This is a genomic window from Cellulomonas terrae (assembly GCF_007990265.1).
Lineage (GTDB): Bacteria > Actinomycetota > Actinomycetes > Actinomycetales > Cellulomonadaceae > Cellulomonas > Cellulomonas terrae.
On record NZ_BJWH01000010.1, the window covers coordinates 13376 to 38406 of the forward strand.

Here is a 25031-nt window from a genome sequence, read left to right on the forward strand (position 1 = left end):
GCTGACCGAGGGCCGCATCCCTGCCGGGGTGCGGCCCTCTGCGCGTCAGGAGACGGGCGTCGGCGCGAACGTCCGCCGGTAGGCCTGCGGGCTGGTGCCGAGCGTGCGGGCGAAGTGGTGGCGCAGGACCGCGGCCGTGCCGAAGCCGCACAGCCGCGCGATCTCCTCGATGCTCGCGTCGGACCGTTCGAGCATCTCCTGGGCGCGCACGACGCGCTGGCGGGTGATCCAGGCGGCCGGGGTGGTCCCGGTCTCGGCGCGGAACCGGCGGGCGAACGTCCGCTCGGACACGAACGCGCGAGCCGCCAGGTCGGGCACGCTCAGCTCCTCCTCGAGGTTCTCGACCATCCACGCGAGCAGGGGCGCCAGGGTGTCCGCGTCGCACGGCAGGGGCGTGTCGACGTACTGCGCCTGGCCGCCGTCGCGGTGCGGCGGTACGACCATCCGGCGGGCGATGGCCGACGCGGCGGTCGCTCCGAGCTCACGCCGGACGAGGTGCAGGCACGCGTCGATGCCCGCCGCGGTGCCTGCGCTGGTGATCACGCGGTCGTCGTCGACGTACAGGACGGCAGGGTTCACCCGGGCCTGCGGGAAGGTCCGGCCCAGCTCGTCGGTGTACATCCAGTGCGTGGTGCACTGCCGGCCGTCGAGGAGCCCTGCCTGACCGAGCGCGAACGAGCCGCTGCAGATGCTCAGCACCCACGCCCCGCGCGCGTGCGCGTCCCGCAGCGCGTCGAGAACCGCCTCGGGCACCGGTCCGGAGGTGCCGTACGCGGGGATGATGACCAGGTCGACGTCCCGCGTGGCCTCCAGGCCGTGCTCGACGACGATCGAGAAGTGCCCGGCGTCCTTGGTCCTGATCACGCCCGGCTCGACGCCGCAGATGGTGAAGTCGAACGCCGGTCCCCCCGTGTCGCGGCGGTCGATGCCGAACACCTCGCACGCGACGCCCAGCTCGAAGGGTGCGACGTTCGGCAGGGCGATGACGGCGACGGATCGGAGCATGCAGCCAGCATCCGAAGTTCGTGGCGGAATGTCAACGGTCAGCGTCAGTTCTGCCACTCGTGGCGCGTTGTCGACGAGCATAGATTTTCAGCCATGATCACCATCTGGATCGTCCTCGCACTGGTTGCCGCAGCCTGGCTGATCGCCCGCCTGGTCGTCACGCTGCGCCACGACGGACTCGGCAGCGCCCAGCCGCCCGCGTCCCACGCCGACTGGTCCTCGGACCTGCCGAGCCACCCGTACCGCAGCGCCTGACCGCGCACCCGCGACGCTTCACACGTTCCACCCACGACAGGCCCGTCGATGAACCCGCGGCCGTCGTCGCACCCTGAGAGACTGTGCGACGACGGCCGTCACCCGGCGGCCCGTCGGGGTCGGACGGCGAGAGGTGACGCGCGTGGGAGAGCTGCCGCTGCGACTGGCGGTGGTCGGTGACGAGCTCGTCGCCGGAGCAGGCGACGCCAAGGGACTGGGCTGGGTGGGTCGCGTGACCGCCCGGACGCCCACCCCGGACCCGCTCACCGTCCTGACGCTCGCCGTGCCGGGCGAGACCACGACCGGGCTCGGGGCGCGGTGGGACGACGAGACGTCGCGCCGCTGGTCGCCCGACACCGACAACCGGCTGGTCATCGCGCTCGGCCGCGCGGACGTCGCCGCCGGCCTCTCCCTGGCCCGCAGCCGGCTCAACCTGGCCAACATCCTCGACGTGGCCGACCAGCGCCGCATCCCCGCGTTCGTCGTCGGTCCACCGCCGGGTGTCACGGCCGACAACGAGAAGATCGCCGACCTGTCCGCCGCGTTCGCGGACGTGGCCGCCCGGCGGCGCGTGCCGTTCGTGGACACGTACACCCCGCTCGCCGCGCACGACCAGTGGCTGGGCGACCTGGCGGCAGGCGACGGCGTCCTGCCCGGCCAGGCCGGGTACGGCCTGATGGCCTGGCTGGTGCTGCACACCGGGTGGCACGCCTGGCTCGGCCTGCCCGACGACGGCGCCTGACCGCCCGACGACGGGCGAGCGGGCGGTCAGGCCGTCAGTCGGTCACCGCAGGGTGCCTCGCACCGCGGTCAGCGCCGAGTCCAGGACGGTGCGCAGCGTGTCGAGCGTGAGCTGCTCGACCTTCCCGTCGGCGTCCGCCCGACGCAGGTCCGCCCGGAGCTCGTCGCGGAACCGGCCGATCATGGCCTCTGCATCCATGTACCGGACGTGCGACGCGAGCCGCGGATCGTCCGGCGACATCCCGGACTGGTGCGGGACCGCCGATGCCCGCGCCTGCTGAGCGGCCGCCGCGAGGTCGGCACGGAGCCCGCGCATGGACCCGCGCACGTCCTCGCGGACCTGGGCGGCGCGCTCCCGGACGGACTCCGCGATGCCCTCCTCGAGATGGCCGAGCTCGGCCCGGCGCGCGTCGAGCTCGGCGTAGCCGACCTCGGTGAGCGCGTACGTGCTCTTGCGCTCCTCGTCGACCCGCTGCACCAGGCCCTCCTCCTCGAGGCGGGCCAGCCGCGGGTAGACGGTGCCGGGGCTGGGGCGATAGGTACCTCCGAACCGGTCCGACAGAGCGGTGATGAGCTCGTAGCCGTGCTTGGGGCCGCTCTCCAGCAGCGACAGCAGGTAGAGGCGCAGCTGTCCGTGCGCGAAGACGGGCGCCATCATCACGCGACCCCGGTCCCGGCGCCGCGCAGCACCGTCAGGTGCCCGGAGACCGTGCTGGACGACACGAAGCACGCGCCGTCACCGGTGCGCAGGTCGACCTTGCGGTGCCCCGGCGTCGTGCCCTTGTACTCCTCGCCGTCCACGACGAGTCGCCCGGACACCGACTGTCCCTTGACCTGCACGCCCTTGCCCTCGGGCAGCCGGACGGTGACGTCGCCGGAGACCGTCGTCGCGGTGACGCTCGACGTCCCGGACGTGACGTCGAAGGTCAGCGAGCCCGAGACCGAGTTCGCCTGCACGAGGCTCAGCTCCCCCGACGCGGCGAGCTCGCCGGAGACCGTGTTGAGCTTGAGGTCGCCGCGGTGGTCGCGGACCACGATCTCGCCGGAGACCGTGTTGGCGCTGAGCCGGCCGCGAGTGCCGTCGGTGATGAGCGTGCCGGACACCGTGGACACCGACGCGTCCTGCTCGATCCCGGCCAGCAGGCCGTCTGCCGAGACCGTGCCCACCTTCGCGTGCACCTCGCGCGGGACCGCGAGGTGCACGTCGGCCTTGTCCTTGCCGCTGAAGTTCCGGAACTTCTCCAGGAACCCGTCCCAGCCGCCCAGCGTGAACTGGTAGCCGACCCGCAGCTCTCCGTCACCGGAGAGGCTGACCTCCAAGGGGCGGCCGTCGACGGCGTGCACCTCGATGCGCGCACCGGGCCCGTCGTGCGCGACGACGTCCACCCGACCTCCGGCCAGCTGGACGCGCAGGCTGGTGATCGCCTCGATCTCGATGATCTGCGGGCCGGCGACGACCCAGGACTCGCTTGCCATGATGCTCTCCCATTCGCGATATATCTCGTTCCGGCAAACACGTTATATCGCGTATCTCGTCGACGCAAGATCTCGCGACATATCGCGTCTCCTGGAACGAGAAGAGCCCGCGACCCGGGAGGGTCGCGGGCTCCGCTCGTGGAGGGTTCAGGACACGAGGCCGGCCTGCCGCAGCTCGACGGTGAGGTCGTGCGGGCTGGTCGACGCGGACAGCGCCTCGTCGTAGGTGATGACGTCGTCCCGGACCAGCTGGAACAGGTGCTGGTCGAACGTCTGCATCTTGTAGAAGTCGCCCTCCTTGATCAGGTCGATCAGCGGAGGGGCGTCCTCGGGGTCCAGGATCGCGTCGCGCGTCCGGCCCGTGTTGATCATGACCTCGATCGCCGGCCGGCGGCCCGTGCCGTCGGCGAGCCGGACCAGGCGCTGGGAGACGATGCCGCGCAGGGCCTGGGCCAGCGCGATGCGGACCTGCTTCTGCTCGTGCGGCGGGAAGAAGTCGATGATGCGGTTGATCGTCTCGGCCGCGTCGATCGTGTGCAGCGTCGACAGGACGAGGTGCCCGGTCTCGGCGGCGGACAGCGCCGCGCGCACCGTCTCGACGTCACGCATCTCGCCGACCAGGATCACGTCCGGGTCCTGGCGCATCGCGGCCCGGAGCGCGACCGTGAAGTCCGCGGTGTCCTGGCGGACCTCGCGCTGGGACACGATCGACTTCTTGTCCTGGTGCAGGATCTCGATCGGGTCCTCGATGGTGACGATGTTGACCTCACGCAGCGTGTTGATGAGGTCGACCATCGACGCCAGCGTCGTCGTCTTGCCCGAGCCGGTCGGGCCGGTCACCAGGACCAGACCACGGGGCTCCAGGGCGAGCTCGCCGATCACCTCGGGCAGCGCCAGCTCGGCCAGCGCCTGGGCGCCCACGGCGACCCGGCGGAAGACCATGCCGTACGTGCCGCGCGCCTGGTAGGCGTTCACGCGGAACCGGCCGACGCCGGAGACCGAGTAGGCGAAGTCCGCCTCGTGGTGCTCGCGGAACTGGTCGACCAGGTCGTCCGGCAGGACCTCCTCGAGCATCCGCTCGGTGTCCGCGGGCTTGAGGTCGGGCACCTGCAGCTTGCGCAGCCGCCCGTCGACGCGCACGCGCGGGGCTGACCCGACCTTGCAGTGCAGGTCGGAGCCGCCCGTGCTCGCGAGGGCGTGCAGGAACGGGATGACGGACTGTGTCGGCTGACTCACGCTCTGGATATCGGACGCCGGCGCCCCGCACTTGAGGGCGCACGATATGTGGGACGATGGAGCGAGTCCGGCGCGCAGCACGGGCGCCAGAACCCGAGGAGATCCCATGAGCAAGCGAGGCCGCAAGCGCCGTTCCCGCAAGGGCAGCGCCGCGAACCACGGCAACCGTCCCAACGCCTGAGCGTTCAGGGACAGAGTGTCGGAAGGCCCGGAGCAGCGGTTGCTGCACCGGGCCTTCGTCGTCCCGCTCAGTCCCGGGTGACCCGCATGACGGTCAGCTGCTCGTGGATCTTCAGCCGCAGACCGTCCGGAGCGGCCTCCTGGCAGCCACGCCGCACGAGGGTCTTCACGACGACGTCGACGTCGTACTCCTCGAGACAGCCCTGACACTCGGCGAGATGCGCACGCACCGTCTCGGCGTCGACCGCTCCCAGCTCGGCGTCCAGGTACTCCCAGAGCCGGTCGAGCGCGTCGGCGCAGTTGTTGCCGCAGTTGCCGGCCGCAGGGGTCAGCTGTCCTGCGTCGTCCAGCTCACTCATCGTTCGCCCTCCGGTGAGGTGGGGGCCACCCCGACCAGACCACGCCCCCGCGCGTAGTCCGACAGCAGCTCGCGCAGCTGTGCGCGGCCGCGGTGCAGGCGGGACATCACCGTCCCGATCGGTGTCCCCATGATCTCGGCGATCTCCTTGTACGCGAAGCCCTCGACGTCGGCGAGGTACACCGCGATCCGGAACTCCTCCGGGAGACGCTGCAGCGCGTCCTTGATGTCGGAGTCCGGGAGGTGGTCGAGCGCCTCGGCCTCGGCGGACCGGAGACCTCTCGACGTGTGCGACTCGGCGCGGGCCAGCTGCCAGTCCTCGATCTCCTCCGACCGGGACTGCTGGGGCTCGCGCTGCTTCTTGCGGTACGAGTTGATGTACGTGTTGGTGAGGATGCGGTACAGCCAGGCCTTGAGGTTGGTGCCCGGGCGGTACTGGTGGAACGCGGCGAACGCCTTCGCGAACGTCTCCTGGACCAAGTCCTCGGCGTCCGCCGGGTTGCGCGTCATCCGCAGGGCAGCGCCGTACAGCTGGTCCAGGTAGACCAGCGCCTCCGCCTCGAACCTCTCGGTCCGTGCCGCGTCGTCCTCGGTCTCGGGCGCGCGGTTCGTGTCCTCGCTCATCGCGGTCGAGCCTAGTCCCGCAGGCTGGGGACCACCGACCGGCGTGGGCAGCGCCACATTCACCCGGGTGGGGTGCATCTGCACGGGCACCTGGGGCGGAAGAGCATCCACGGGGACACCGAGCGCCCAGCCGGTCGTGGCAGACGTGGCGGGTCGCGTCTCGGTGGTGCAGGTCATGGAGGGCACAACGGCAGCGGACCTCGGACCATTCCCCGCGGCGTCATCTCCGCGCGAACCCCGAGGGTCCGCACTAGGTTGGCGGAATGACGAGCACCACGGACGACTCCACGTTCCTGCGCCTGCTCCGCGAGCAGATCGGCCACGAGTTCGACGCCCACCAGCAGTACGTGGCGATCGCGGTCTGGTTCGACGGGCAGGACCTCCCCCAGCTCGCGCGGCACTACTACCGGCAGGCGATCGAGGAGCGCAACCACGCGCTGATGATCGTGCAGTACCTGCTCGACCGGGACCTGCCCGTCGCGATCCCCGCGGGCAGCGCGGTGCGCAACGACTTCACCTCCGTCACGGAGCCGATCGGCCTGGCCCTGCAGCAGGAGAAGCAGGTCACCTCGCAGATCGAGGCGATCTTCGCGGCGGCCCGCGCCGAGGGCGACGCCCTGGGCGAGCAGTTCCTCCTGTGGTTCCTCAAGGAGCAGGTCGAGGAGGTCGCGTCGGCGACCACCCTGCTCACCGTCGCCACGCGTGCCGGCGACAACCTGTTCGACCTCGAGAACTATGTCGCCCGCGAGCAGATCGGCGACGGTGGCGAGTCCGCCGACGCGCCGTCCGCCGCCGGTGGCGCCCTGTAGGAGGAGCTGTCGTGCTGCTGCGTCGTCTCGCGCGTCCCCTGTTCGCCTCGTGGTTCGTGACCGAGGGTCTCGACGTCGTGCGGCACCCCGCCGCGCACGCCGCCGACGCCCGCGGTGCGCTCACCACGCTGCGCGCCCGGCTGCCTGAACCCGTCCGCGAGGGACCAGCCGGTGAGGTGCTGGGCCACGAGCTCAGCGACCGTCAGCTGACCACCGTCGTCCAGGCGCACGGTGTCGCGCTGGCGGGAGCGGGGGTGCTGCTCGCGGTGGGCAAGGCCCCCCGCACGGCCGCGCTGGCGCTGGCGGTCCTCACGGCGCCGCTGATCGTGCTGAACCTGCCGTTCAAGCGCGTCAAGGGCGAGGACCCGGCCCTCCGCCGGGCCCGCCGTGACCGGTTCGTGCGCGCGCTCGCGTTCACGGGCGGCGCCCTGATCGCGGGGGTGGACCTCGAGGGGCGCCCCGGGATCAGCTGGCGCGTGCAGAAGGCCCGCTCGGACCACGCCGCGGCGAAGGCCTCGGACTGAGACGTCCACCGGGCTCGACGGGCACCCCCACTAGCCTGGGTGCCATGGATCTCTGGACGGCACCGCTCGCCCCTGGCCCGCTCGACGCGCTCGTGGACGTGCCCGGCTCGAAGTCCCTCACCAACCGGTACCTCGTCCTCGCCGCGCTCGCGGACGCACCGGGTCGCCTGCGCGGCGCGCTGCGTTCCCGCGACACGCTCCTGATGGCCGGTGCGCTCACGAACCTGGGCACGCGGATCGAGGAGGACGGCACCGACTGGCTGGTCACGCCGGGTGCGGTGCAGGGCTCGGCGACGGTCCAGTGCGGCCTGGCAGGGACCGTCATGCGCTTCCTGCCGGCCGTCGCCGCGCTCGCCGACGGACCGGTCCGGTTCGACGGCGACGACGCCGCCCTGGCCCGGCCGATGGGTCCCGTGCTCACCGCGCTGCGCACGCTGGGCGTGCGGGTCGAGGAGCACGGGGAGCCCGGGCACCTCCCGTTCACGGTGCACGGTCGCGGTGCCGTGCTCGGCGGTCAGGTCGACGTGGACGCGTCGGCGTCGAGCCAGTTCGTCTCGGGCCTGCTGCTCGCCGCCGCGCGGTTCGAGCGCGGCCTGACGCTGCGGCACACCGGACGGACGCTGCCGAGCCTGCCCCACATCGAGATGACGGTCGCCCTGCTGCGGGAGGCGGGTGTCGAGGTCGACGACTCGCGGCCCGCGATCTGGCAGGTCGCGCCCGGCCCGATCGCCGGCCGGGACGTCCGGGTCGAGCCCGACCTGTCCAACGCGGCCCCGTTCCTGTGCGCGGCCCTCGTCGCCGGTGGCACGGTGCGCGTGCCGGGCTGGCCGACGAGCACGACGCAGCCCGGTGGCCTCCTGCCCGGCATCCTCGAGCGCCTGGGCGCCACGACGCGGCTGGACGGCGACGTGCTGAGCGTGACGGGGAACGGCACGATCCACGGGCTCGACCTCGATCTGCACGCCGCCGGGGAGATCGCGCCGACGATCGCCGCGCTGGCCGTGCTGGCCGACTCCCCCACGCGGCTGCGCGGCATCGCCCACCTGCGCGGCCACGAGACCGACCGGCTCGCCGCGCTGGCCGCCGAGATCACGCGGCTCGGCGGGCAGGCGGAGCAGACGTCGGACGGCCTCGTCATCACGCCCCGACCGCTGAGCGGCGGCACCTGGCACACGTACGAGGACCACCGGATGGCCACCGCGGGTGCGCTGATCGGGCTCCGGGTGCCGGGTGTCGAGGTGGAGGACGTCGCGACGACCGCCAAGACGCTCCCCGACTTCGTGGGCCTCTGGAGCGGCATGCTCTCCGGATCGGCCGTGCTGGCCTGATGTCCCCACCCCGGGCACGGCGCTACGACGAGCGGGACGTCCGCATCCGTCCTGGTCGTGGCTCGCGCCCCCGGACCAAGCAGCGTCCGGAGCACGCCGACGCCGAGACCGCGCTTGTCACGGCAGTGGACCGCGGTCGCTACGCGATCCTCGTCGACCCCGACGGACCCGACGAGCGCGTCGCGATCGCGATGAAGGCACGCGAGCTGGGGCGCGACCGCGTGGTCCCGGGCGACCGCGTGGACATCGTCGGGGACACGTCCGGCGACGAGGGCTCGCTCTCCCGGATCGTCCGGATCGGCGAGCGTCGGACCGTGCTGCGGCGGACGGCCGACGACACCGACCCGGTCGAGCGGATCATCGTCGCGAACGCCGACCAGCTGGTGATCGTCACCGCGCTGGCCGACCCGGAGCCGCGCACCCGCATGATCGACCGGTGCGTCGCCGCGGCCTACGACGCCCGCATGGACGCGCTGCTCGCGCTGACCAAGGCCGACCTGGCGGACCCGACGGAGCTCGTCGGGATGTACGCCCCGATCGGCGTCGAGGTCGTCGTCACCAGCGCCGAGAAGTCCGTCGGGGGACGGATCATCCACGGCCTGGACGACGTGCGGGCCGCGCTGGAGGGCAAGACGTCGGTGCTCGTCGGTCACTCGGGCGTCGGCAAGTCGACGCTCGTGAACGCGCTCGTGCCCGGGACGTACCGCGCGGTCGGCGTCGTCAACGACGTCACCGGTCGCGGACGGCACACGTCGAGCTCCGCCGTCGCGCTGCGCGTGCCGGGGACGAGCTCGCCGACGTGGGTCATCGACACCCCCGGGGTGCGGTCGTTCGGTCTCGCGCACGTCGACCCGCAGCACCTGCTGGGTGCCTTCGCGGACCTCGCCGCGGTGGCCGAGGAGTGCCCCCGCGGCTGCACGCACGCCGACGACGCCCCGGACTGCGCGCTCGACGAGTGGGTCGAGGCGTCCCCCGACGACGGGACCCGGGCGGCCCGCTCGGCACGGATCGAGTCCTTCCGCCGGCTCCTGGCCAGCCGGCTCGGCAGCGGCGAACCGGACAACCGGGAGCCCGCACGTCCCTGACGTGCGAACTCGACCCACTACGGTGTCGGGCATGAGTCTGCGCCCCGGGTACGACGACGACCTGCGCCTCGCCCACGTGATCGCGGACCAGGTCGACTCGTGGACCATGTCCCGGTTCAAGGCGCAGGACCTGCACGTGGAGACCAAGCCGGACCTGACCCCCGTGTCCGACGCCGACAAGACGGCCGAGGAGATCGTGCGCGGCCAGCTGTCCCGGGCGCGCCCGCGCGACGCCGTGCACGGCGAGGAGATGGGCGACACCGGCCACGGGCCGCGCCGCTGGATCATCGACCCGATCGACGGGACCAAGAACTTCGTCCGGGGTGTGCCGGTGTGGGCAACGCTCATCGGGCTCCTGGACGGCGACCAGGTGGTGGTCGGCGTGGTCAGCGCGCCCGCGCTCGGCCGCCGGTGGTGGGCGGCGCAGGGTTCGGGCGCGTGGACGGGCAAGTCGCTCGCGGCCGCGAGCCAGCTGCACGTGTCCGGCGTCGACCGGTTGGAGGACGCCTCGCTCTCGTACTCGTCGCTCAGCGGGTGGGAGGAGCGCGGGCAGCTGGACGCCTTCCTCGACCTGTCCCGACGCACCTGGCGGACGCGGGCGTACGGCGACTTCTGGTCGCACGTGCTGGTCGCCGAGGGCGCCGTGGACCTGTCCGCCGAGCCGGAGCTCGCGCTGCACGACATGGCGGCCCTCGTGCCCATCGTCACGGAGGCCGGCGGGATGTTCACGTCGATCCGGGGCGTGCCGGGCCCGTTCGGCGGTTCGGCGCTCGTGTCCAACGGGAGGCTCCACCAGGCCGCCCTGGAGTACCTGGACCCGCTCCCCGAGGCGTGACGGCGCGGTCCGAGGCACGATCGGTGCATGAGCACCGACGACCGTGACGAGCGCGCCGCGTCGTTCGACCGGGCCGCGGCCGTCTACCAGGCCACCCGCCCGAGCTACCCCGACGACGCCGTCCGCTGGTCGGTGCCGGCGGACGCACGCGACGTCCTCGACCTGGCCGCCGGCACGGGCAAGCTGACGCAGCGGCTCGTCGCGCTCGGCTGGCACGTCGTCGCCGTCGAGCCCTCGGACGCGATGCGCGCGGAGCTGACCGCCGTCCTGCCCGCCGTCGAGGCCCGCCCGGGGACCGCCGAACGCACCGGCCTGCCGGACGCTTCCGTCGACGCCGTGACCATCGCGCAGGCGTGGCACTGGGTGGACCCGCCGCGCGCGTCCGCGGAGATCGCCCGCGTCCTGCGCCCCGGTGGCCAGGTCGCGGCGCTCTGGAACGTGCGCGACCAGGAGACGGACTGGGTGGCCCGGTGGACGGAGATCGTGCACCGCGGGGACAGCCTGGAGACGAGCTACCGCGACCCGCAGCTCGGCGACGCGTTCACCGCGCCGGAGCACGCCACCTTCCACTGGGGTCAGCCACTGCGCACCGCCGACCTGCGCACCCTCGCCGCGAGCCGCAGCCACCTCATCCTGCTGCCGCCCGACGAGCGCGACGCGCTGCTCGACGAGATCGACGAGCTCGTCGCCACCCACCCGGACCTGCGGGGCCGCGAGTGGATCGAGGTGCCGTACCGCACGGAGTGCTACCGCGCGCGCCTGCGCTGAGCCGTCGTGCACTACCGAGGACGGCAGTCTGCGACGAGGACGGCAGTCTGGACTGCCGCTCTCGTCGCAGACTGCCGTTCTCGACGGGTGGGTCGGACGTCGCTCAGAGGTCGAGTGCCGACGGGAGCTCGTCGAGGGAGTGGATCGTCCTGACGTCCGCCGCGGCGATCTCCGCGTCCGTCAGCGGGAGGCGGCGTCCGCCGGGGCGGTCGACCCAGATTCCGAGCAGCCCGGCCGCCCGGGCGGCGACCGCGTCGACGTCGAGCTCGTCGCCCACGTACGCCGTGCGCTCCGGAGCGGTCCCCAGCCGCCGGCACGCCTCGACGAACACCCGAGGGTCCGGCTTGCCGACGCCGAGGGTGTCGACACCCACGAGCATCGGGACACGGGCGAGCAGGGACACCCGCTCGAGCTTCGTCGTCTGCAGCGCGACGGAGGCGTTGGACAGCGCGCCGACCGCCAGGCCTGCCGCGAGGACCTTGTCGACGACGGCGTCGACGTCCGGGTGCGCGGCCCACGCGTCCGCGAACGCCTGCTGGAACGACTCGTCCCACACGGCGAACGCGTCGTCGTCCAGGACCGGCCCACCGAACTGCTCGTGCAGCTCGTTGGCACGCGTCATCCGCTGCTCGTCGAAGCCGACCTCGCCGCGGGTGTACGCCGCGTAGTGGCCGCCGACGTCGGCACGCCAGACCGTCACCAGGTCCGGGTACCGCTCGGGCGGGAGGTCGGGCAGGTAGCGACGGGCGACGTCGGACAGCGCGTGCGCGAACGCACCACGGGTGTCGACGAGGGTGTCGTCGATGTCGAAGAGGACGCCGTCGACCCGCATCACAGCGATGCGCGCAGGGAGGCGATCCGCGCGAGCGTGGACTCCTTGCCCAGGATCTCCATCGACTCGAACAGCGGCGGCGAGATGCGGCGGCCGCTCAGCGCGACGCGCAGCGGGGTGAACGCGAACCGCGGCTTGATGCCGAGCCCGTCGACGAGCGCGGCCTGGAGCGCCTCCTGCGTCGCGGCGGTCGTGAAGTCCTCGATGCCGGACAGTGCGGCCGCTGCGGCGTCGAGCACCGCACCGGACTCCTCGCGCAGCGCGCCGCGGGCGTCGTCAGCGATCTCCAGCGCGTCGTCGGCCACGAACAGGAAGCCGAGCATGCCGACCGCCTCGCCCAGCAGGGTGATGCGCTCCTGGATGAGCGGCGCACCCGCGTCGAGCAGAGCCCGGTGCTCCGCCGACAGGTCCGCGTACGAGTCGGTAGGGACCAGTCCCCCGCGGTGCAGGTACGGGACCAGCCGGTCGCGGAAGTCCTCCGGCGCGAGCAGCCGGATGTGCGCCGAGTTGATCGCCTCGGCCTTCTTCACGTCGAAGCGCGCGGGGTTCGGGTTCACGTCGGCGGCGTCGAACGCGGCCGTCATCTCGTCCATCGTGAAGATGTCCCGGTCCGGCCCGATCGACCAGCCGAGCAGCGCGAGGTAGTTGAGCAGGCCCTCGGGCGTGAACCCGTTGTCCCGGTGCAGGAACAGGTTGGACTCGGGGTCCCGCTTCGAGAGCTTCTTGTTGCCGTCGCCCAGCACCGACGGCAGGTGCCCGAACACCGGCTCGCCCGCTCCGACGCCGATCGCCAGCAGCGCCCGGTACAGCGCGATCTGCCGGGGGGTCGACGACAGCAGGTCCTCGCCGCGCAGCACGTGCGTGATGCCCATGAGGGCGTCGTCCACGGGGTTGACCAGCGTGTACAGCGGCTGGCCGTTGGCGCGCACGATGACGAAGTCCGGCACCGACCCGGCCTTGAACGTCACCTCGCCGCGCACCAGGTCCGTGAACGTCAGGTCCTCGTCGGGCATGCGCAGCCGCAGGACCGGCTCGCGGCCCTCCGCGCGGAACGCCGCCTTCTGCTCGTCGGTCGTGTCGCGGTCGACGCCGTCGTAGCCCAGCTTCGGGTCCCGCCCGGCCGCCTTGTGGCGCGCCTCGATCTCCTCGGGGGTGGAGAACGACTCGTACGCGTGCCCGCCCTCGACCAGCCGGCGCACCACGTCCGCGTACAGGTCCATCCGCTGCGACTGCCGGTACGGCTCGTGCGGGCCGCCCACCTCGACGCCCTCGTCCCAGTCCAGGCCCAGCCAGCGCAGCGCGTCGAGCAGCTGGAGGTACGACTCCTGCGAGTCGCGCGCCGCGTCCGTGTCCTCGATGCGGAAGACGAACGTGCCCCCCGTGTGGCGCGCGTACGCCCAGTTGAACAGGGCCGTCCGGATCAGGCCGACGTGCGGCGTACCGGTGGGCGACGGGCAGAAACGAACACGCACAGCGGAGCCAGCGGCAGAGGAGGTCACGGGCTCCAGGTTAGTGGCGGCGCAGGACCGGGTTGCGCAGCGTGCCGATCTCCTCGACCTCGACCTCGACGATGTCCCGGTCCACGATCGGGCTCACCCCCGCGGGCGTACCGGTGAGGATGAGGTCACCGGGCAGGAGCGTGAAGACCTCGGACACGTAGGAGACGAGGTACGCCGCGTCGAAGATCATCTGCGACGTGCGGCCGTCCTGCTTCGTCTCGCCGTTGACGCGGGCGCGGACGTACAGGTCGTCGACGTCGAGGCCCGGGACGATCCACGGGCCGACCGGGCAGGAGCCGTCGAACCCCTTGGCGCGGGTCCACTGGGCGTCGGCGCGCTGGGCGTCGCGCGCGGTGACGTCGTTGGCGACGGTGTAGCCGAAGACGTAGTCCAGGGCGCGGTCCGGCGGGACGTCCTTGGTGACCTTGCCGATCACGATGGCCAGCTCCGCCTCGTGCTCGACGTGCTCGGTCCAGTCGGGCAGCACGATCGGGTCGTCGGGGCCGATGACGGACGTGTTCGGCTTGAGGAACAGCAGCGGGGCGGGCGGGAGCTCGTTGCCCATCTCGGCGGCGTGGTCGGCGTAGTTGCGGCCGACGCCGATGATCTTGGAGCGTGGGATGACCGGTGCCAGCAGACGGACGCTGTCGTCGTCGAGCCGGATCTGCTCCCCCGTGGGCTGCACGGGGGTGTAGAGCGGGTCCCCGGTGATGACGACGAGCTCCTCGGAACCAGGGGCTCCGTCGACCAGGGCGTAGCGGGGGTCTCCCCCGGTGGTGAACCTCGCGATGCGCACGTCGTCACCCTAGTTCAGGCGCGCGCGAGCACCTCGCCGTGCAGCACCGTGAACCAGCCGTCGGGCTGCTTGCCCCACTCGCGCCACGCGTCGGCGAGGAGCTCGAGGCCGACCTCGTCGGCGAGGCCGTGCGCGATGGCCTGCGCGGCGAAGTTCGAGGCGACCGAGCGGTCCGCCCACAGGCCCGCCCACCAGGTGCGGTCCTCGGGCGTGGCGTAGCACCACACACCTGCGCTGGGCACGATGCCGTCCGGCTCGAACCCGGCCTCGCGCACCCACGAGAGCAGCTTGCGGCCCGCGTTCGCGTCGGCCTCGTTGGCCTGCGTGACCTCGTGGTAGAGCGCGAGCCACTCGTCCAGGCCGTCCGACTGCGGGAACCAGGTCATGCCCGAGTAGTCGGCGTCGCGCACCGCGACCACCCCGCCCGGCCGGGTGACGCGGCGCATCTCGCGCAGGGCCGCGATGGGGTCGGTGAGGTGCTGGAGCACCTGGTGGGCGTGCACGACGTCGAAGGCGTCGTCGGGGAACGGGAGCTCGTAGGCGTCGGCCACCTGGAACGTCACGTTGTCCGCCCCCGCGTCGGCGGCGGCCTTCTGCGCGATCTCCACGACGGCGGCCGAGGTGTCGACGCCGACGACCTCGCCGGGCTCCAGACGGGCTGCCAGGTCGATGGTGACCGAGCCCGGGCCGCAGCCCACGTCCAGCAGCCGAGTACCCGGGACGAGGGCCGGCAGCAGGTACGCCGCGGAGTTCTCGGCGGTGCGCCAGCGGTGCGACCGCAGCACGGACTCGTGGTGTCCGTGGGTGTACACGTCGGGGTGCGTCGGGGAGTTCACATCGAACTGTAATCATCGATGCGGCCCGAAGTTCAATAACCGGGACGAACCGTTTCGACATGCGAGATCACGCTGCTCAGATCGGCTCGCTAGCATCCGACCATGCGCCGCATCGTGGGGATCGACGTCGCCCGGGGACTCGCCGTGCTCGGGATGATGACCGCGCACGTCGGTCCCGACGACGACGGCCCGTTTCCCCCTGGGGGCTTCGCGCAGCTCGCGGACGGTCGGCCGGCGGCCTTGTTCGTCGTCCTGGCCGGTCTGTCGCTCGCCCTGCTCTCCGGCAGCGCGAACCCGGTGACCGGGACCCGGCTCGTCCAGGCGCGCGTGCGCATCCTGGTGCGGGCCCTCCTGCTGTTCGCCCTCGGGGCACTCCTGGTCGTCCTGGCGACGCCGGTCGTCGTGATCCTGCCGACCTACGGTCTGCTCTTCGCGCTCGGCTGCGTCGCGCTGCGCTGGTCGCGGGCGGCGCTCCTGACCGCGGCCGCGGTCGTCGCCGTCGCCGGTCCGCCGATCGGCCAGGGCATCGCGCGCGCGCTCGAGGACGCCCGGCCCACCGTGCTCACCGAGATCACCGTCGGGCACTACTACCCGGCGATCGTCTGGACGGCGTACCTGCTGGTCGGGCTCGCGATCGGCCGCAGCGACCTGCGCTCCCCTCGCCTACGAGGCCTCGGCGCGCTGGCCGGTCTCGGGCTGGTGGTCCTCGGCCACGGCGGCTCGTGGGTCGCGCTGCACGTGCTGGGGTGGCCCGCGGCGCTGGCGACCACCGAGCCGCACTCGTCGACCACGTTCGAGGTCGTCGGGAACGTCGGCGTCGCGCTGCTGGTGATCTCCGGGTGCCTCGTCGTCGCCGACCGGTGGCCGCGGGTTCTCGCACCCCTCGCGGCCGTCGGGGCGCTCGCGCTCACCGCGTACAGCGTGCACATCGTCGTGATCGCGATCCTCGGACAGGGTGTCGTCTACGACGCGACGGTCGAGGTGTGGCTCGCGTTCCTCCTCACGACGATCGGGCTGTGCTGGCTGTGGGTGGTCTCCGTCGGGCGCGGGCCGTTCGAGTGGGTCCTGCACCGCGTGTCGACGAAGGCCGCGGACATCGCCCCCGACGTGCTGCCGACGCCGCCGCCCGTCACCGAGACCGCGGATCAGGCGCACTCGTAGACGACGTGGAGCGCGTCCGACCGCATCCCGAGCAGCCACTCACCTTGTGGCCCCTGCAGCGCGAACAGCGCGTTCGCCTCCAGGAACGCGTCGTCGGTCGTGTACGGGTAGCCCGCGGCGGCACCGTGCACCGCGCCGTACTCGTCGCCCTGCACCCCCTCCGGGGCGAGCGTCGAGGACGCCCCCTCCTGCCAGGCCCGCACCGCCCGGGAGAGCGCGTTGCCTCCCGCGACGGGGACGTAGACCCGGTGACCGCCCGGGGTCGTCCCGGCCGGGCGCCAGTCACCGGCCACGTGGGACGACGCCTGCGAGAACGACGTCCACGCGCAGGCGGGCCCGCCGGGTGCCACCGTCCGCAGCGCGCGGTCGTCGTCGGGGTCGGCCGAGGCCGAACGCTCGACGCCGTCGTCCCAGGAGATCGCCGCGAACTCGCCACCGGGCACGTCCTGCGGGTCGAGCCGGACGAACGTGCCGAGCGGCGTGGCGATCCCGTAGGTGAGGTTCGTCAGCCCCGAGACCTCCGAGGACGTCACCCGCGCGACGACGGCCACCGGCCCGAGCTCGCGCAGCACCCGCTGCTCGTACTCGGCGTCGACGATCCGGACCGCGTCTCCGTACAGCGCGAACCCGGACTCGGGTGAGCGCGCGGTCCCGGTGGTGGTGACCGTGAAGCCGTCGCCCAGGTCGACCGCCTCGGGCAGCGTCAGCGTGTCGTAGAACGTGTCCACGTCCCGCACCGCGCCCGGGGGCGGAACGTGGTTCGGCTCCTGGGCGCACGCGTCGACGGTCCGCGCGCTGGGGCACGCGATCAGGCGCGCACCCTGCGGGTCCACCTCGAACAACCCGTCGACGTGCCACGAGCCCCCGAACTCCCAGGCCGTGATGTAGATCGACGCCTCGCCGCGTGTGCCGACGAGGTACGCCGGAGCCGGCTCTCCCTCGATCCGCCGGAGCTCGGGGACGTCCGGGACCAGGGTCGGCTGCTGCCACACCTCGCCCGTACGCGGAGCGGCGAGGCGCGCGAGCACGGTGGCGTCGTCGATCGACTCCTCCCGCACCACCGGTCCCGTCGGTGCCGCGTCCTGCGTCGGCGTGGGGGTCGGACTGGTTGACGGGGTCGACGTGACGGTCGGCGTCACGACGGGCGGCACCGGCTCGGGAGCCCGCTCCCCCAGCCCGAACCAGAGGCCGACGCCGAGCACACCCACCGCCCCGACACCGGCGAAGGACTCCGCCGTCCGCCGCACGATCCGGCGACGACGGGCCGCGGCCCGGACCAGGCCCAGCCGGCCCCCGTCGAGCGACGGCACCGACCCCTCGATCTCGTTCGACGCCCGGGAGAGCAGGGCGTGCAGCTCATCGCTCATGGCGCACCTCCGTCGTGTCCAGGGTCCGCACGGCGATCCGCTCACCGGCATCGGTCGTGCTGCCGAGCTGCGCGTTCAGGCGCGTGAGCCCGTCGGACGTGTACCGCTTGACGGCGCCCTCGGACAGACCGAGGACGGAGGCGGTCTCGACGACGGAGAGGTCCTCCATCTGCCGGAGCACGACGCACGCGCGCTCCCGTGGGCTGAGGGTCGCGAGCGCCCGGACCACGTCCGCGCCGGGGAGCCGGTCGGTGTCGAGCACGGTGTGCGGCGTCTGCGCGGCGGCCCGCGCGAGGAGGCGTGCCTCGCGCGTCCTGCGCCGCCCGGCGTCGACCGCGCGGGTCGCGATGGCTCGGCGGACGTACGCCTCGGCCTGCTCGACGGACCCGAACCGTGCCCGTCCGGAGAACGCCGCGATCAGCGACTCCTGCACGAGGTCCTGCGCGTCGGACGGCGACGCCGACACGAGCGTCGCGTGCGCCACCAGCCGTTGGTAGCGCTCACGAGCGACCTGCTCCAGCAGGTCCTCCCAGCGTCTGCTCACCCCACGCACCCCTTCGACGACGACGTCCTGAACCCACAACGCCTGTCGCCCGCTGTCGCGTTGGGGTCTACGCGAGGAGGGCGACCACCGAGAAGACGACGGCGAGCAACGGGAAGGTGCCCTGGGTCGCCGCGGCGCGGGCCATGGCGCGGTTCGTCGCGACGAGCACGACGGCGGCTGCGAGCATCGACCCGCACGCCAGCAGGACCAGCGCGAGGCCGACCGTCTCCTCCTCGGCCAGCGCGAGCGCGACGCCGACCAGCGCCCCGATCGCGAGGAACAGGTTGTAGAAGCCCTGGTTGTAGGCCCACGGCTGCACCGCCGGGACGTCCTCGGTGCGTGTGCGGAACCGCGCGTGCACCTCGGGGCGCTCGAACATCACCGACTCGTACACGAAGAAGAGGACGTGCAGCAGGGCGGCGAGGACGGCGAAGACCGACGCGAGGATGACCACGGAGGCAGTCTGTCAGCCTCGCCTACCCTGGTGACATGCACGTGACCGCTGCACCCGTGCTCGACGCCGCGACCTGGCAGTCGCTATCCGCCGCGCACGCGGAGCGGGCCGACGCGTTCACCGCCGGACGCCGCGAGCGCCGGTCCCGTCAGCAGAAGCACGCGATCGAGGACTTCCTCTTCGAGTACTACCCGGTGACGCCCGCCGCCCTGCGCCGCTGGCACCCCGGCGTCGGCGTCGCGCTGGAGCTGCCCGCCCCGCACACCCGGTGGCGCTGGTACCGGGCCGACGAGGACGCCGTGGCGCTCGACGCCGAGGCCTTCCTCGCGGACCGCGGCGACGCCGTGCGGTTCATCCACGGCCTGCTGACCGCGACCCTCGGCCGGCCCGCCCAGACCGGCTGCTTCGGGCTGCACGAGTGGGCGATGGTGTACCGGGAGACCGACGAGCACCGCCACCCGCTCCCGCTGCGCCTCGGCCCGGCGGGCACGGACGCCGTCGTCGAGACCCACCGGATCCGCTGCACCCACTTCGACGCCTACCGGTTCTTCACCTCCGACGCGGTCGAGCTCAACACGCTGCGACCCACCCGCGGGTCGATGACCACGATGGAGCAGCCGGGCTGTCTGCACGCCGGGATGGACGTCTACAAGTGGGCGACCAAGCTGGGTCCCGCCGTGCCCGGGACCCTGCTGCTCGACTGCTTCGAGCTCGCGCGGGACATCCGCACGCTCGACATGCGGGCCTCCCCGTACGACGTGACCTCCTACGGCCTCGACCCGGTCGCGATCGAGACCTCCGAGGGCAAGGCCGAGTACGTCGCGCGGCAGCGCGTGTTCGCCTCCCGGGGGAACGTGCTGCGCGAGCGGCTGGTCGTGGTGTGCGAGGCGCTGCTCGGCTGACGAGGGTCAGCCGTCGTGCCGGACGTCCACCACCACGCGGGTCGGGTCGGTGAGCCCGAAGACCCGGAACGGGTGGTCCGCGGTCGCGGCGCCGAGGAACGCGAGGTGCTGCCCCTCGAACTGGCCACGCACGTCGACCGCGCGCAGCACCGCGTAGTCCGGCGTCAGGATCGGGTTCGGCCCGTCCCACTCCTCGATGCCTGTCGTGTACGGCAGCTGCACCCCGAGCACGACCACCTGCAGGGTGCCGTCGCCCGGGACGTCCAGGACGGTGTCGGCGGGGTCGTCGGTCGCGGCCTCGACGTACCGGACCATCCACCCGGGTGAGCCCGTCCCGTCGAACCGGAAGACCACCCGGTCGTACCCCGGGTGCCGGCCTGTCGTCACGTCGGTGAGGGTCAGCGCGGCGTCCGCGGAGGCGGCCTGCTCGTCCGGTGCGGTGTCCGCCGGGAACGGGACCGGCTCGTCCGTCGTCGCGTCCTGCGTGGGGCTCGGCGTCACCGCCTCCGAGGCGCTCGGCGCGGGCGACGTCGTGGGCGGGGTGGTCGTCGACGACGTCGCGGGAGGTGCCTGGTCCGCGCACGACGCGAGCAGCAGCGTCGCGCCGACGGCGACCAGCGCTGCCAGGGGTCGGATCATGGGTCCTCCTCGGATGGCCTCCCTGAACCGTAGGGCTCGGGACCTCCCGGTGCGGGCAAGACGCGACGACGCCCGGCTCAACGCGACCCGTACCGGCGCACGAACGCCTCCAGGATCCGCGAGGGCGCCCAGACGTCCGCGCCGCGCACCCCAGCGACCACCTCGTCGTGCTCCTTCGGCTGGAAGTAGCCGTAGTCGCGGTAGACGCCGATGCGCGTGATGATGCCGGGCAGGTCGAGCTCGGGGTGGAACTGTGTCGCGTAGAGGTTCTGGCGCACGCGGAACATCTGCACGGGACACGTCGGGGACGACGCGAGCAGGACCGCGTCGGGCGGGAGCACGCTGCACGCCTCCTTGTGCCCGACGAACGCGTCGAACGACTCCGGCAGCGACGCGAGCAGCGGGTCCTGCCGCCCGGCGTCCGTGAGCGTGATCGTGACGGCGCTGATCGGCTCGGCGTACGTCCGGTCGATGACCCCGCCCTGGTGCACCCCGAGCGTGCCGACGCCGTAGCAGGCGCCGAGGAACGGGAGGTCCCGGTCGACGATCTCGTCGAGGAGGCTCGACATCTCGGCCTCGACGCGACGCTGCGCAGCCGACTTCCTGTCCTCGGGGGTGCTCGCGTCGTACGGGCTGCCACCCACCAGCACACCGTCGTAGTCGTCGAGCGCGACGGGCAGGAACGACGCCTGCTCCATGCGCACCCGCTCCAGCTCGTCGGAGCGCAGACCACTGAACCTCAGGAAGGCCGCGTACTCGCCGTCGGCCGCGACGTCCTGCGCACGCGAGCTGAGCAGCAGGAAGCGGCTCATCCGACGCCCGCCACCCGGCTGGCGTCGTCGGGTCCGAGCATCCACCGGATGGACCGGGTCGCGACCGCGCCGGCGGTGCGGGCCGCGCGCAGACCGACCGGGCCGGGGCGCCCCAGTCCCAGCAGGTCGAACGACCAGGCCGGCATCGACGCGACGGCCGCCCGGGCGAGCAGGCTGTAGCCCGGCCGTAGGGAGCGCGGCACCGGCGGCTCGTGCAGGAGGAAGTCGGCGGCGTCACGCGCGGCCGCGGACGGGCCGAGGACCGGCCGGAACTCGTCGAGGGCCTTCTCCAGCTCGGCCACCGACTCCGGCACCCGCTCGGCACCGAGCGCGACCGCCACCCGCGCCGCCTGCGCGAGGTACTCGTCGGCACCGGCCAGGTCGAGCGGACGCTGGCCGTACACGCGGTGCGCCCGCAGGAAGCTGTCGACCTCGGCGACGTGGACCCAGCGCAGCAGCGTCGGGTCTCCGGCCGCGTACTCGATCCCCTCGGGCGTGACCCCGCGGATGCGGTCGTGCACGCTGCGGACGCGGTCGATCATGGCGGTGGCGTCGTCGATGGTGGCGAACGTGGTCGTGGCGATGAACGTGCTCGTCCGGGCGAGCCGGCCCCACGGGTCGCCGCGGTAGCCGGAGTGCGCCGCGACCGCCGCCATCGCGGCCGGGTGCAGGGACTGCAGGAGCAGGGCCCGCATCCCGCCGACGAACATCGACGCGTCGCCGTGCACGGTCCGGATCGGGGACCCCGGAGGGAACCAGCGCGGTCCGGGCGTGCCGTGGATGCGCTCGCGGCTGGCCAGACCATCCGGTCCGGCGACGCGCAGGAACAGGGACGTGCCGGCGCGGTCGCGCATCAACTTCAGGGGGCTCACGTCCCCATCCTGCGGCCGTCAGGCCCGGGCCCGCACCTGCTCGACGCCGCGGTTGGCCAGCTCGTCGGCGCGCTCGTTGCCCGGGTCGCCCGCGTGGCCCTTGACCCACACCCAGCTGACCGTGTGCCGGGCGACCTCGGCGTCGAGGGCCTCCCACAGCTCCTGGTTCTTCACGGGCTTCTTGTCACCGGTCCGCCAGCCGTTGCGCTTCCAGCCCGCGAGCCACTTCGTGACGCCGTTCATCACGTACTGCGAGTCGACGTGCAGGACCACGTCGCACGGCTTGGTCAGTGCCCGGAGGCCCTCGATCACCGCGGTGAGCTCCATGCGGTTGTTGGTGGTGAGGGGCTCGCCGCCGAACAGCTCGCGCTCGTGCACGCCGTACCGCATCCAGGCGCCCCAGCCGCCGACGCCCGGGTTGCCCTTGCAGGCCCCGTCGGTCCACATCTCCACGGTCGGTCGCTCGCTCACGGCCCACACCCTAGACGCGGCGCGCGTGGGACCATCGACGCAACATGACAAGCCCTGCCAGCCTCGCCGATCGCATCCCCGCCGACCCCACCGACCCCGACGCGCTGTACGAGGCGTTCACCGACTGGGCGACCGACCAGGGGCTCACGCTGTACCCGCACCAGGACGAGGCGCTGCTCGAGCTGGTCACGGGCGCGCACGTGATCCTGTCGACGCCGACCGGCTCGGGGAAGTCGCTCGTCGCGGTCGCCGCGCACTTCGTCGCGCTGGCCCAGGGCCGACGGACGTACTACACCGCCCCGCTCAAGGCGCTGGTCAGCGAGAAGTTCTTCGCGCTCGTCGAGGCGTTCGGGTCGGCGAACGTCGGGATGATGACGGGCGACTCCGCGGTCAACCCGGGGGCCCCGATCATCTGCTGCACGGCCGAGATCCTCGCCAACGTGGCCCTGCGGGACGGCGACGGCGCGGACGTCGGCCAGGTCGTCATGGACGAGTTCCACTTCTACGCCGACCCGCAGCGCGGCTGGGCGTGGCAGGTGCCGCTGCTGGAGCTGACGAAGGTCCAGTTCGTGCTCATGTCCGCCACCCTCGGCGACGTCGGGTTCTTCGCCGAGGACCTGACGCGGCGCACGCACCAGCCGGTCGCGGTCATCGCGAACGCCGAACGGCCCGTCCCCCTGACGTTCTCCTACGCGGTCGAGCCGCTGCACGAGCTCCTCGACGAGCTGGTGAAGACCCGTCGCGCCCCGGTCTACGTCGTGCACTTCACGCAGAAGGAGGCCGTCGAGCGGGCGCAGTCGCTCATGTCGACGCCGCTGGCCAGCCGGGAGCAGCGGGACCGGATCGCCGACGAGATCGCGGGGTTCCGCTTCGGGCCGGGCTTCGGCAAGACGCTGAACCGGCTGCTCCGGCACGGGGTCGGCGTGCACCACGCGGGGATGCTGCCGAAGTACCGCCGGGTGGTCGAGCGCCTCACCCAGCGCGGGCTGCTGCCGGTGGTCTGCGGCACGGACACGCTCGGCGTCGGCATCAACGTCCCCATCCGGACCGTGCTGCTGACCAGCCTGGTCAAGTACGACGGCGTCCGCATGCGGCACCTGTCCGCGCGCGAGTTCCACCAGATCTCCGGCCGCGCCGGGCGGGCGGGCTTCGACACCGTCGGTGAGGTCATCATCCTGGCGCCGGAGCACGTGATCGAGAACCGCAAGCTGCTGGAGAAGGCCGGCGACGACCCCCGCAAGCTGAAGAAGATCATCCGGAAGAGGGCGCCGGAGGGTCACGTCAACTGGACCGACAAGACGTTCGAGCGCCTCCGCGACGCCCCGCCCGAACCGCTGACCAGCAGCTTCGCGGTGTCGCACGCGATGGTGCTGCACGTGCTGGCGCGCGAGGGCGACCCCGTGGCGGCGATGACGAAGCTGCTGACCGACAACCACGAGCCGGTCGGCGCCCAGGGTCGGCACGTCCGGCGGGCGATCGCGGTCTACCGGTCGCTACGCGCGGCCGGCGTGATCGAGCGCCCCTGGGTCGAGGACCCGACCGCGCCGCACGGGCGTCGCCGGGCCGTGCAGCTCACGGCGGAGCTGGCGCCGAACTTCGCGCTCAACCAGGCGCTGTCGCCGTTCGCGTACGCGGCGCTCGACCTGCTCGACCGTGACGACCCGGCCTACGCGCACGACGTCGTGTCCGTCATCGAGGCCACCCTCGACGACCCCCGGCAGGTTCTGTCCGCACAGGAGAACAAGGCCCGCGGCGAAGCCGTCGCCCAGATGAAGTCGGACGGGCTCGAGTACGACCAGCGCATGGCCCTGCTCGAGGACGTCGGCTACCCCAAGCCGCTCGCCGAGCTGCTGGAGGCCATGTTCGTCACCTACCGGCAGACCAACCCGTGGGTCGCGGACCTCGCCCTGTCCCCCAAGTCCGTGGTCCGGGACATGCACGAGCGGGCGATGAGCTTCGCGGAGTACGTCGCGTTCTACCAGCTGGACCGCACCGAGGGCGTCCTGCTGCGCTACCTCGCGGACGCCTACCGGGCACTGCGGCAGACGGTCCCGGAGGAGGCCCGCACCGAGGAGCTCTGGGAGATCATCGAGTGGCTGGGCGACCTGGTCCGCCGCACCGACTCGAGCCTCCTCGACGAGTGGGAGCGGCTGAGCAACCCGCTGGACGAGCACGGCGCCGACGCCCCCGGCGGGATCGACGAGGACGTCCCCGAGCCGATCACGGCCAACCCGCGCGTGTTCCGGGCGCTCGTGCGCGGGGCGCTGTTCCGTCGCGTCGAGCTGGCCGCACGCGAGTTCTACGGAGGGCTCGCGCAGCTCGGTGACCTCGACGCGGACGGGAACGCCTGGGACGCCGACCGCTGGCGGACCGCGCTGGACCCGTTCTACGACGAGCACGACGAGATCCTCACCGGCGCCCCGGCCCGCGGTCCGGCGCTGTTCCAGGTGACGCCCGGTCGAGGGACCTGGCAGGTGCGCCAGCTGCTCGACGACCCCGAGGGCGACCACGACTGGCGCATCGACGCGGCCGTCGACCTGGCGGGCTCCGACGAGACCGGCGAGGTGCAGCTGCGGATCGTGGCCGTGGGACCCCTGGGCGACCTGTCGTAGGTTGGCCGTC

29 protein-coding genes are annotated in these 25031 nt (G+C 72.7%); 12 read left to right on the plus strand and 17 right to left on the minus strand.

The features are described 5' to 3' along the window. Positions 1-45: 45 nt before the first annotated feature. A complete protein-coding gene (locus CTE05_RS10675) occupies positions 46-1005 on the minus strand; it encodes a GlxA family transcriptional regulator (protein ID WP_146846116.1) in 960 nt (319 codons plus the stop codon). A gap of 93 nt (positions 1006-1098) precedes the next feature. On the opposite strand from CTE05_RS10675, the gene CTE05_RS20280 reads away from it, so the two are divergent. Both CTE05_RS20280 and CTE05_RS10680 read left to right on the plus strand, forming a co-directional pair. Further along, positions 1099-1260, plus strand: a complete 162-nt coding sequence (locus CTE05_RS20280; protein ID WP_186814826.1) for a hypothetical protein — start codon at positions 1099-1101, stop codon at positions 1258-1260. A 142-nt stretch (positions 1261-1402) separates the two neighbouring features. Beyond that, the gene (locus CTE05_RS10680) at positions 1403-2002 is read left to right on the plus strand and encodes a GDSL-type esterase/lipase family protein (protein ID WP_146846117.1); all 600 of its coding nucleotides are present in this window, start codon (positions 1403-1405) and stop codon (positions 2000-2002) included. Between the two features lie 42 nt (positions 2003-2044). On the opposite strand, the gene CTE05_RS10685 is transcribed toward CTE05_RS10680, so the two are convergent. The 3 genes from CTE05_RS10685 to CTE05_RS10695 all read right to left on the minus strand — a co-directional run bounded on the left by CTE05_RS10685 (position 2045) and on the right by CTE05_RS10695 (position 4713). After that, positions 2045-2656, minus strand: coding sequence for a PadR family transcriptional regulator (locus tag CTE05_RS10685; RefSeq protein WP_146846208.1), 612 nt, complete (start codon positions 2654-2656; stop codon positions 2045-2047). A gap of 2 nt (positions 2657-2658) precedes the next feature. Continuing rightward, positions 2659-3477, minus strand: coding sequence for a DUF4097 family beta strand repeat-containing protein (locus CTE05_RS10690; protein WP_056592475.1), 819 nt, complete (start codon positions 3475-3477; stop codon positions 2659-2661). A gap of 147 nt (positions 3478-3624) precedes the next feature. Then, complete coding sequence (locus CTE05_RS10695) at positions 3625-4713, minus strand: type IV pilus twitching motility protein PilT (protein ID WP_222595461.1); 1089 nt, start codon at positions 4711-4713, stop codon at positions 3625-3627. Positions 4714-4819: 106 nt separating this feature from the next. On the opposite strand from CTE05_RS10695, the gene CTE05_RS20830 reads away from it, so the two are divergent. Continuing rightward, entirely contained in the window at positions 4820-4894 is a 75-nt protein-coding gene (locus CTE05_RS20830; RefSeq protein ID WP_155859599.1) for a 50S ribosomal protein bL37, read from the plus strand. A 67-nt stretch (positions 4895-4961) separates the two neighbouring features. Here the strand turns inward: CTE05_RS20830 and rsrA are convergent, their stop codons facing one another. Together rsrA and CTE05_RS10705 are read right to left on the minus strand one after the other, a co-directional pair. Then, a complete protein-coding gene (rsrA, locus tag CTE05_RS10700; protein WP_146846119.1) occupies positions 4962-5252 on the minus strand; it encodes a mycothiol system anti-sigma-R factor in 291 nt (96 codons plus the stop codon). Further along, positions 5249-5953 (minus strand): sigma-70 family RNA polymerase sigma factor, encoded by a 705-nt coding sequence (locus CTE05_RS10705; RefSeq protein ID WP_146846209.1) that lies wholly within the window; start codon positions 5951-5953, stop codon positions 5249-5251. The genes rsrA and CTE05_RS10705 overlap by 4 nt, the downstream gene beginning before the upstream one ends. 185 nt (positions 5954-6138) lie before the next feature. On the opposite strand from CTE05_RS10705, the gene CTE05_RS10710 reads away from it, so the two are divergent. Genes CTE05_RS10710 through CTE05_RS10735 form a run of 6 tightly spaced genes read left to right on the plus strand, consistent with a single transcriptional unit; the run spans position 6139 to position 11224 of the window. Further along, on the plus strand, positions 6139-6684 hold the full coding sequence (locus tag CTE05_RS10710) for a ferritin (RefSeq protein ID WP_146846120.1): 546 nt from the start codon (positions 6139-6141) through the stop codon (positions 6682-6684). Positions 6685-6695: 11 nt separating this feature from the next. Further along, positions 6696-7208, plus strand: a complete 513-nt coding sequence (locus CTE05_RS10715; protein ID WP_146846121.1) for a DoxX family membrane protein — start codon at positions 6696-6698, stop codon at positions 7206-7208. Between the two features lie 44 nt (positions 7209-7252). Next, positions 7253-8536, plus strand: a complete 1284-nt coding sequence (gene aroA / locus CTE05_RS10720; protein WP_146846122.1) for a 3-phosphoshikimate 1-carboxyvinyltransferase — start codon at positions 7253-7255, stop codon at positions 8534-8536. Continuing rightward, positions 8536-9621 carry a ribosome small subunit-dependent GTPase A gene (gene rsgA, locus CTE05_RS10725; protein ID WP_146846123.1) on the plus strand — a complete coding sequence of 362 codons (1086 nt, stop codon included), beginning with the start codon at positions 8536-8538 and terminating at the stop codon, positions 9619-9621. Before aroA ends, rsgA begins: the two co-directional genes overlap by 1 nt. Positions 9622-9652: 31 nt before the next feature. After that, on the plus strand, positions 9653-10456 hold the full coding sequence (hisN, locus tag CTE05_RS10730; protein WP_146846124.1) for a histidinol-phosphatase: 804 nt from the start codon (positions 9653-9655) through the stop codon (positions 10454-10456). Between the two features lie 27 nt (positions 10457-10483). Next, complete coding sequence (locus tag CTE05_RS10735; RefSeq protein WP_146846125.1) at positions 10484-11224, plus strand: class I SAM-dependent methyltransferase; 741 nt, start codon at positions 10484-10486, stop codon at positions 11222-11224. A gap of 103 nt (positions 11225-11327) precedes the next feature. Here CTE05_RS10735 and CTE05_RS10740 read toward each other — a convergent pair whose 3' ends face one another. From CTE05_RS10740 to CTE05_RS10755, 4 genes are read right to left on the minus strand one after another with little or no spacing between them, the layout of a single operon-like run. Further along, the gene (locus CTE05_RS10740; protein ID WP_146846126.1) at positions 11328-12056 is read right to left on the minus strand and encodes an HAD family hydrolase; all 729 of its coding nucleotides are present in this window, start codon (positions 12054-12056) and stop codon (positions 11328-11330) included. Further along, positions 12056-13555: a glutamate--tRNA ligase gene (gene gltX, locus CTE05_RS10745; RefSeq protein ID WP_146846127.1), complete on the minus strand. Its 1500-nt coding sequence runs from the start codon at positions 13553-13555 to the stop codon at positions 12056-12058. Before gltX ends, CTE05_RS10740 begins: the two co-directional genes overlap by 1 nt. A gap of 10 nt (positions 13556-13565) precedes the next feature. Continuing rightward, positions 13566-14351, minus strand: coding sequence for a fumarylacetoacetate hydrolase family protein (locus CTE05_RS10750; protein WP_146846128.1), 786 nt, complete (start codon positions 14349-14351; stop codon positions 13566-13568). A gap of 14 nt (positions 14352-14365) precedes the next feature. Further along, positions 14366-15187, minus strand: a complete 822-nt coding sequence (locus tag CTE05_RS10755) for a methyltransferase domain-containing protein (protein ID WP_146846129.1) — start codon at positions 15185-15187, stop codon at positions 14366-14368. A gap of 102 nt (positions 15188-15289) precedes the next feature. On the opposite strand from CTE05_RS10755, the gene CTE05_RS10760 reads away from it, so the two are divergent. Beyond that, complete coding sequence (locus CTE05_RS10760; protein ID WP_146846130.1) at positions 15290-16348, plus strand: heparan-alpha-glucosaminide N-acetyltransferase domain-containing protein; 1059 nt, start codon at positions 15290-15292, stop codon at positions 16346-16348. On the opposite strand, the gene CTE05_RS10765 is transcribed toward CTE05_RS10760, so the two are convergent. The 3 genes from CTE05_RS10765 to CTE05_RS10775 form a co-directional block, all read right to left on the minus strand. Further along, a complete protein-coding gene (locus tag CTE05_RS10765; RefSeq protein WP_146846131.1) occupies positions 16333-17715 on the minus strand; it encodes a hypothetical protein in 1383 nt (460 codons plus the stop codon). The genes CTE05_RS10760 and CTE05_RS10765 overlap by 16 nt on opposite strands. After that, a complete protein-coding gene (locus tag CTE05_RS10770; RefSeq protein WP_146846132.1) occupies positions 17705-18259 on the minus strand; it encodes an RNA polymerase sigma factor in 555 nt (184 codons plus the stop codon). The genes CTE05_RS10765 and CTE05_RS10770 overlap by 11 nt, the downstream gene beginning before the upstream one ends. 67 nt (positions 18260-18326) lie before the next feature. Next, positions 18327-18713 (minus strand): DUF1304 domain-containing protein, encoded by a 387-nt coding sequence (locus CTE05_RS10775; protein WP_146846133.1) that lies wholly within the window; start codon positions 18711-18713, stop codon positions 18327-18329. Between the two features lie 35 nt (positions 18714-18748). Between CTE05_RS10775 and CTE05_RS10780 the strand changes: the two genes are divergently transcribed. Beyond that, complete coding sequence (locus CTE05_RS10780) at positions 18749-19615, plus strand: 3-methyladenine DNA glycosylase (RefSeq protein WP_146846134.1); 867 nt, start codon at positions 18749-18751, stop codon at positions 19613-19615. A 6-nt stretch (positions 19616-19621) separates the two neighbouring features. Here the strand turns inward: CTE05_RS10780 and CTE05_RS20285 are convergent, their stop codons facing one another. The 4 genes from CTE05_RS20285 to rnhA form a co-directional block, all read right to left on the minus strand. Beyond that, on the minus strand, positions 19622-20254 hold the full coding sequence (locus tag CTE05_RS20285) for an AMIN-like domain-containing (lipo)protein (protein ID WP_186814827.1): 633 nt from the start codon (positions 20252-20254) through the stop codon (positions 19622-19624). Between the two features lie 77 nt (positions 20255-20331). Then, entirely contained in the window at positions 20332-21066 is a 735-nt protein-coding gene (locus tag CTE05_RS10795; protein ID WP_146846136.1) for a glutamine amidotransferase, read from the minus strand. Then, positions 21063-21938, minus strand: coding sequence for an oxygenase MpaB family protein (locus CTE05_RS10800; RefSeq protein ID WP_246123517.1), 876 nt, complete (start codon positions 21936-21938; stop codon positions 21063-21065). The genes CTE05_RS10795 and CTE05_RS10800 overlap by 4 nt, the downstream gene beginning before the upstream one ends. 18 nt (positions 21939-21956) lie before the next feature. After that, a complete protein-coding gene (gene rnhA / locus CTE05_RS10805) occupies positions 21957-22385 on the minus strand; it encodes a ribonuclease HI (protein ID WP_146846211.1) in 429 nt (142 codons plus the stop codon). A gap of 68 nt (positions 22386-22453) precedes the next feature. On the opposite strand from rnhA, the gene CTE05_RS10810 reads away from it, so the two are divergent. Beyond that, positions 22454-25021 (plus strand): DEAD/DEAH box helicase, encoded by a 2568-nt coding sequence (locus CTE05_RS10810; protein WP_146846137.1) that lies wholly within the window; start codon positions 22454-22456, stop codon positions 25019-25021. Positions 25022-25031: the final 10 nt, after the last annotated feature.

What these genes read in the sequence shown, in the direction of transcription:
- CTE05_RS10810 (WP_146846137.1), top strand. Translation starts at nt 22,454, where the DNA reads ATGACAAGCCCTGCCAGCCTCGCCGATCGCATCCCCGCCGACCCCACC.
- CTE05_RS10685 (WP_146846208.1), bottom strand. Translation starts at nt 2,656, where the DNA reads ATGGCGCCCGTCTTCGCGCACGGACAGCTGCGCCTCTACCTGCTGTCG.
- CTE05_RS10690 (WP_056592475.1), bottom strand. Translation starts at nt 3,477, where the DNA reads ATGGCAAGCGAGTCCTGGGTCGTCGCCGGCCCGCAGATCATCGAGATC.
- CTE05_RS10735 (WP_146846125.1), top strand. Translation starts at nt 10,484, where the DNA reads ATGAGCACCGACGACCGTGACGAGCGCGCCGCGTCGTTCGACCGGGCC.
- CTE05_RS10795 (WP_146846136.1), bottom strand. Translation starts at nt 21,066, where the DNA reads ATGAGCCGCTTCCTGCTGCTCAGCTCGCGTGCGCAGGACGTCGCGGCC.
- rsrA (WP_146846119.1), bottom strand. Translation starts at nt 5,252, where the DNA reads ATGAGTGAGCTGGACGACGCAGGACAGCTGACCCCTGCGGCCGGCAAC.
- CTE05_RS10740 (WP_146846126.1), bottom strand. Translation starts at nt 12,056, where the DNA reads ATGCGGGTCGACGGCGTCCTCTTCGACATCGACGACACCCTCGTCGAC.
- CTE05_RS10710 (WP_146846120.1), top strand. Translation starts at nt 6,139, where the DNA reads ATGACGAGCACCACGGACGACTCCACGTTCCTGCGCCTGCTCCGCGAG.
- CTE05_RS20280 (WP_186814826.1), top strand. Translation starts at nt 1,099, where the DNA reads ATGATCACCATCTGGATCGTCCTCGCACTGGTTGCCGCAGCCTGGCTG.
- CTE05_RS10675 (WP_146846116.1), bottom strand. Translation starts at nt 1,005, where the DNA reads ATGCTCCGATCCGTCGCCGTCATCGCCCTGCCGAACGTCGCACCCTTC.
- rsgA (WP_146846123.1), top strand. Translation starts at nt 8,536, where the DNA reads ATGTCCCCACCCCGGGCACGGCGCTACGACGAGCGGGACGTCCGCATC.
- hisN (WP_146846124.1), top strand. Translation starts at nt 9,653, where the DNA reads ATGAGTCTGCGCCCCGGGTACGACGACGACCTGCGCCTCGCCCACGTG.
- CTE05_RS10765 (WP_146846131.1), bottom strand. Translation starts at nt 17,715, where the DNA reads ATGAGCGATGAGCTGCACGCCCTGCTCTCCCGGGCGTCGAACGAGATC.
- rnhA (WP_146846211.1), bottom strand. Translation starts at nt 22,385, where the DNA reads ATGTGGACCGACGGGGCCTGCAAGGGCAACCCGGGCGTCGGCGGCTGG.
- CTE05_RS10760 (WP_146846130.1), top strand. Translation starts at nt 15,290, where the DNA reads ATGCGCCGCATCGTGGGGATCGACGTCGCCCGGGGACTCGCCGTGCTC.
- CTE05_RS10705 (WP_146846209.1), bottom strand. Translation starts at nt 5,953, where the DNA reads ATGCACCCCACCCGGGTGAATGTGGCGCTGCCCACGCCGGTCGGTGGT.
- aroA (WP_146846122.1), top strand. Translation starts at nt 7,253, where the DNA reads ATGGATCTCTGGACGGCACCGCTCGCCCCTGGCCCGCTCGACGCGCTC.
- CTE05_RS20285 (WP_186814827.1), bottom strand. Translation starts at nt 20,254, where the DNA reads ATGATCCGACCCCTGGCAGCGCTGGTCGCCGTCGGCGCGACGCTGCTG.
- CTE05_RS10780 (WP_146846134.1), top strand. Translation starts at nt 18,749, where the DNA reads ATGCACGTGACCGCTGCACCCGTGCTCGACGCCGCGACCTGGCAGTCG.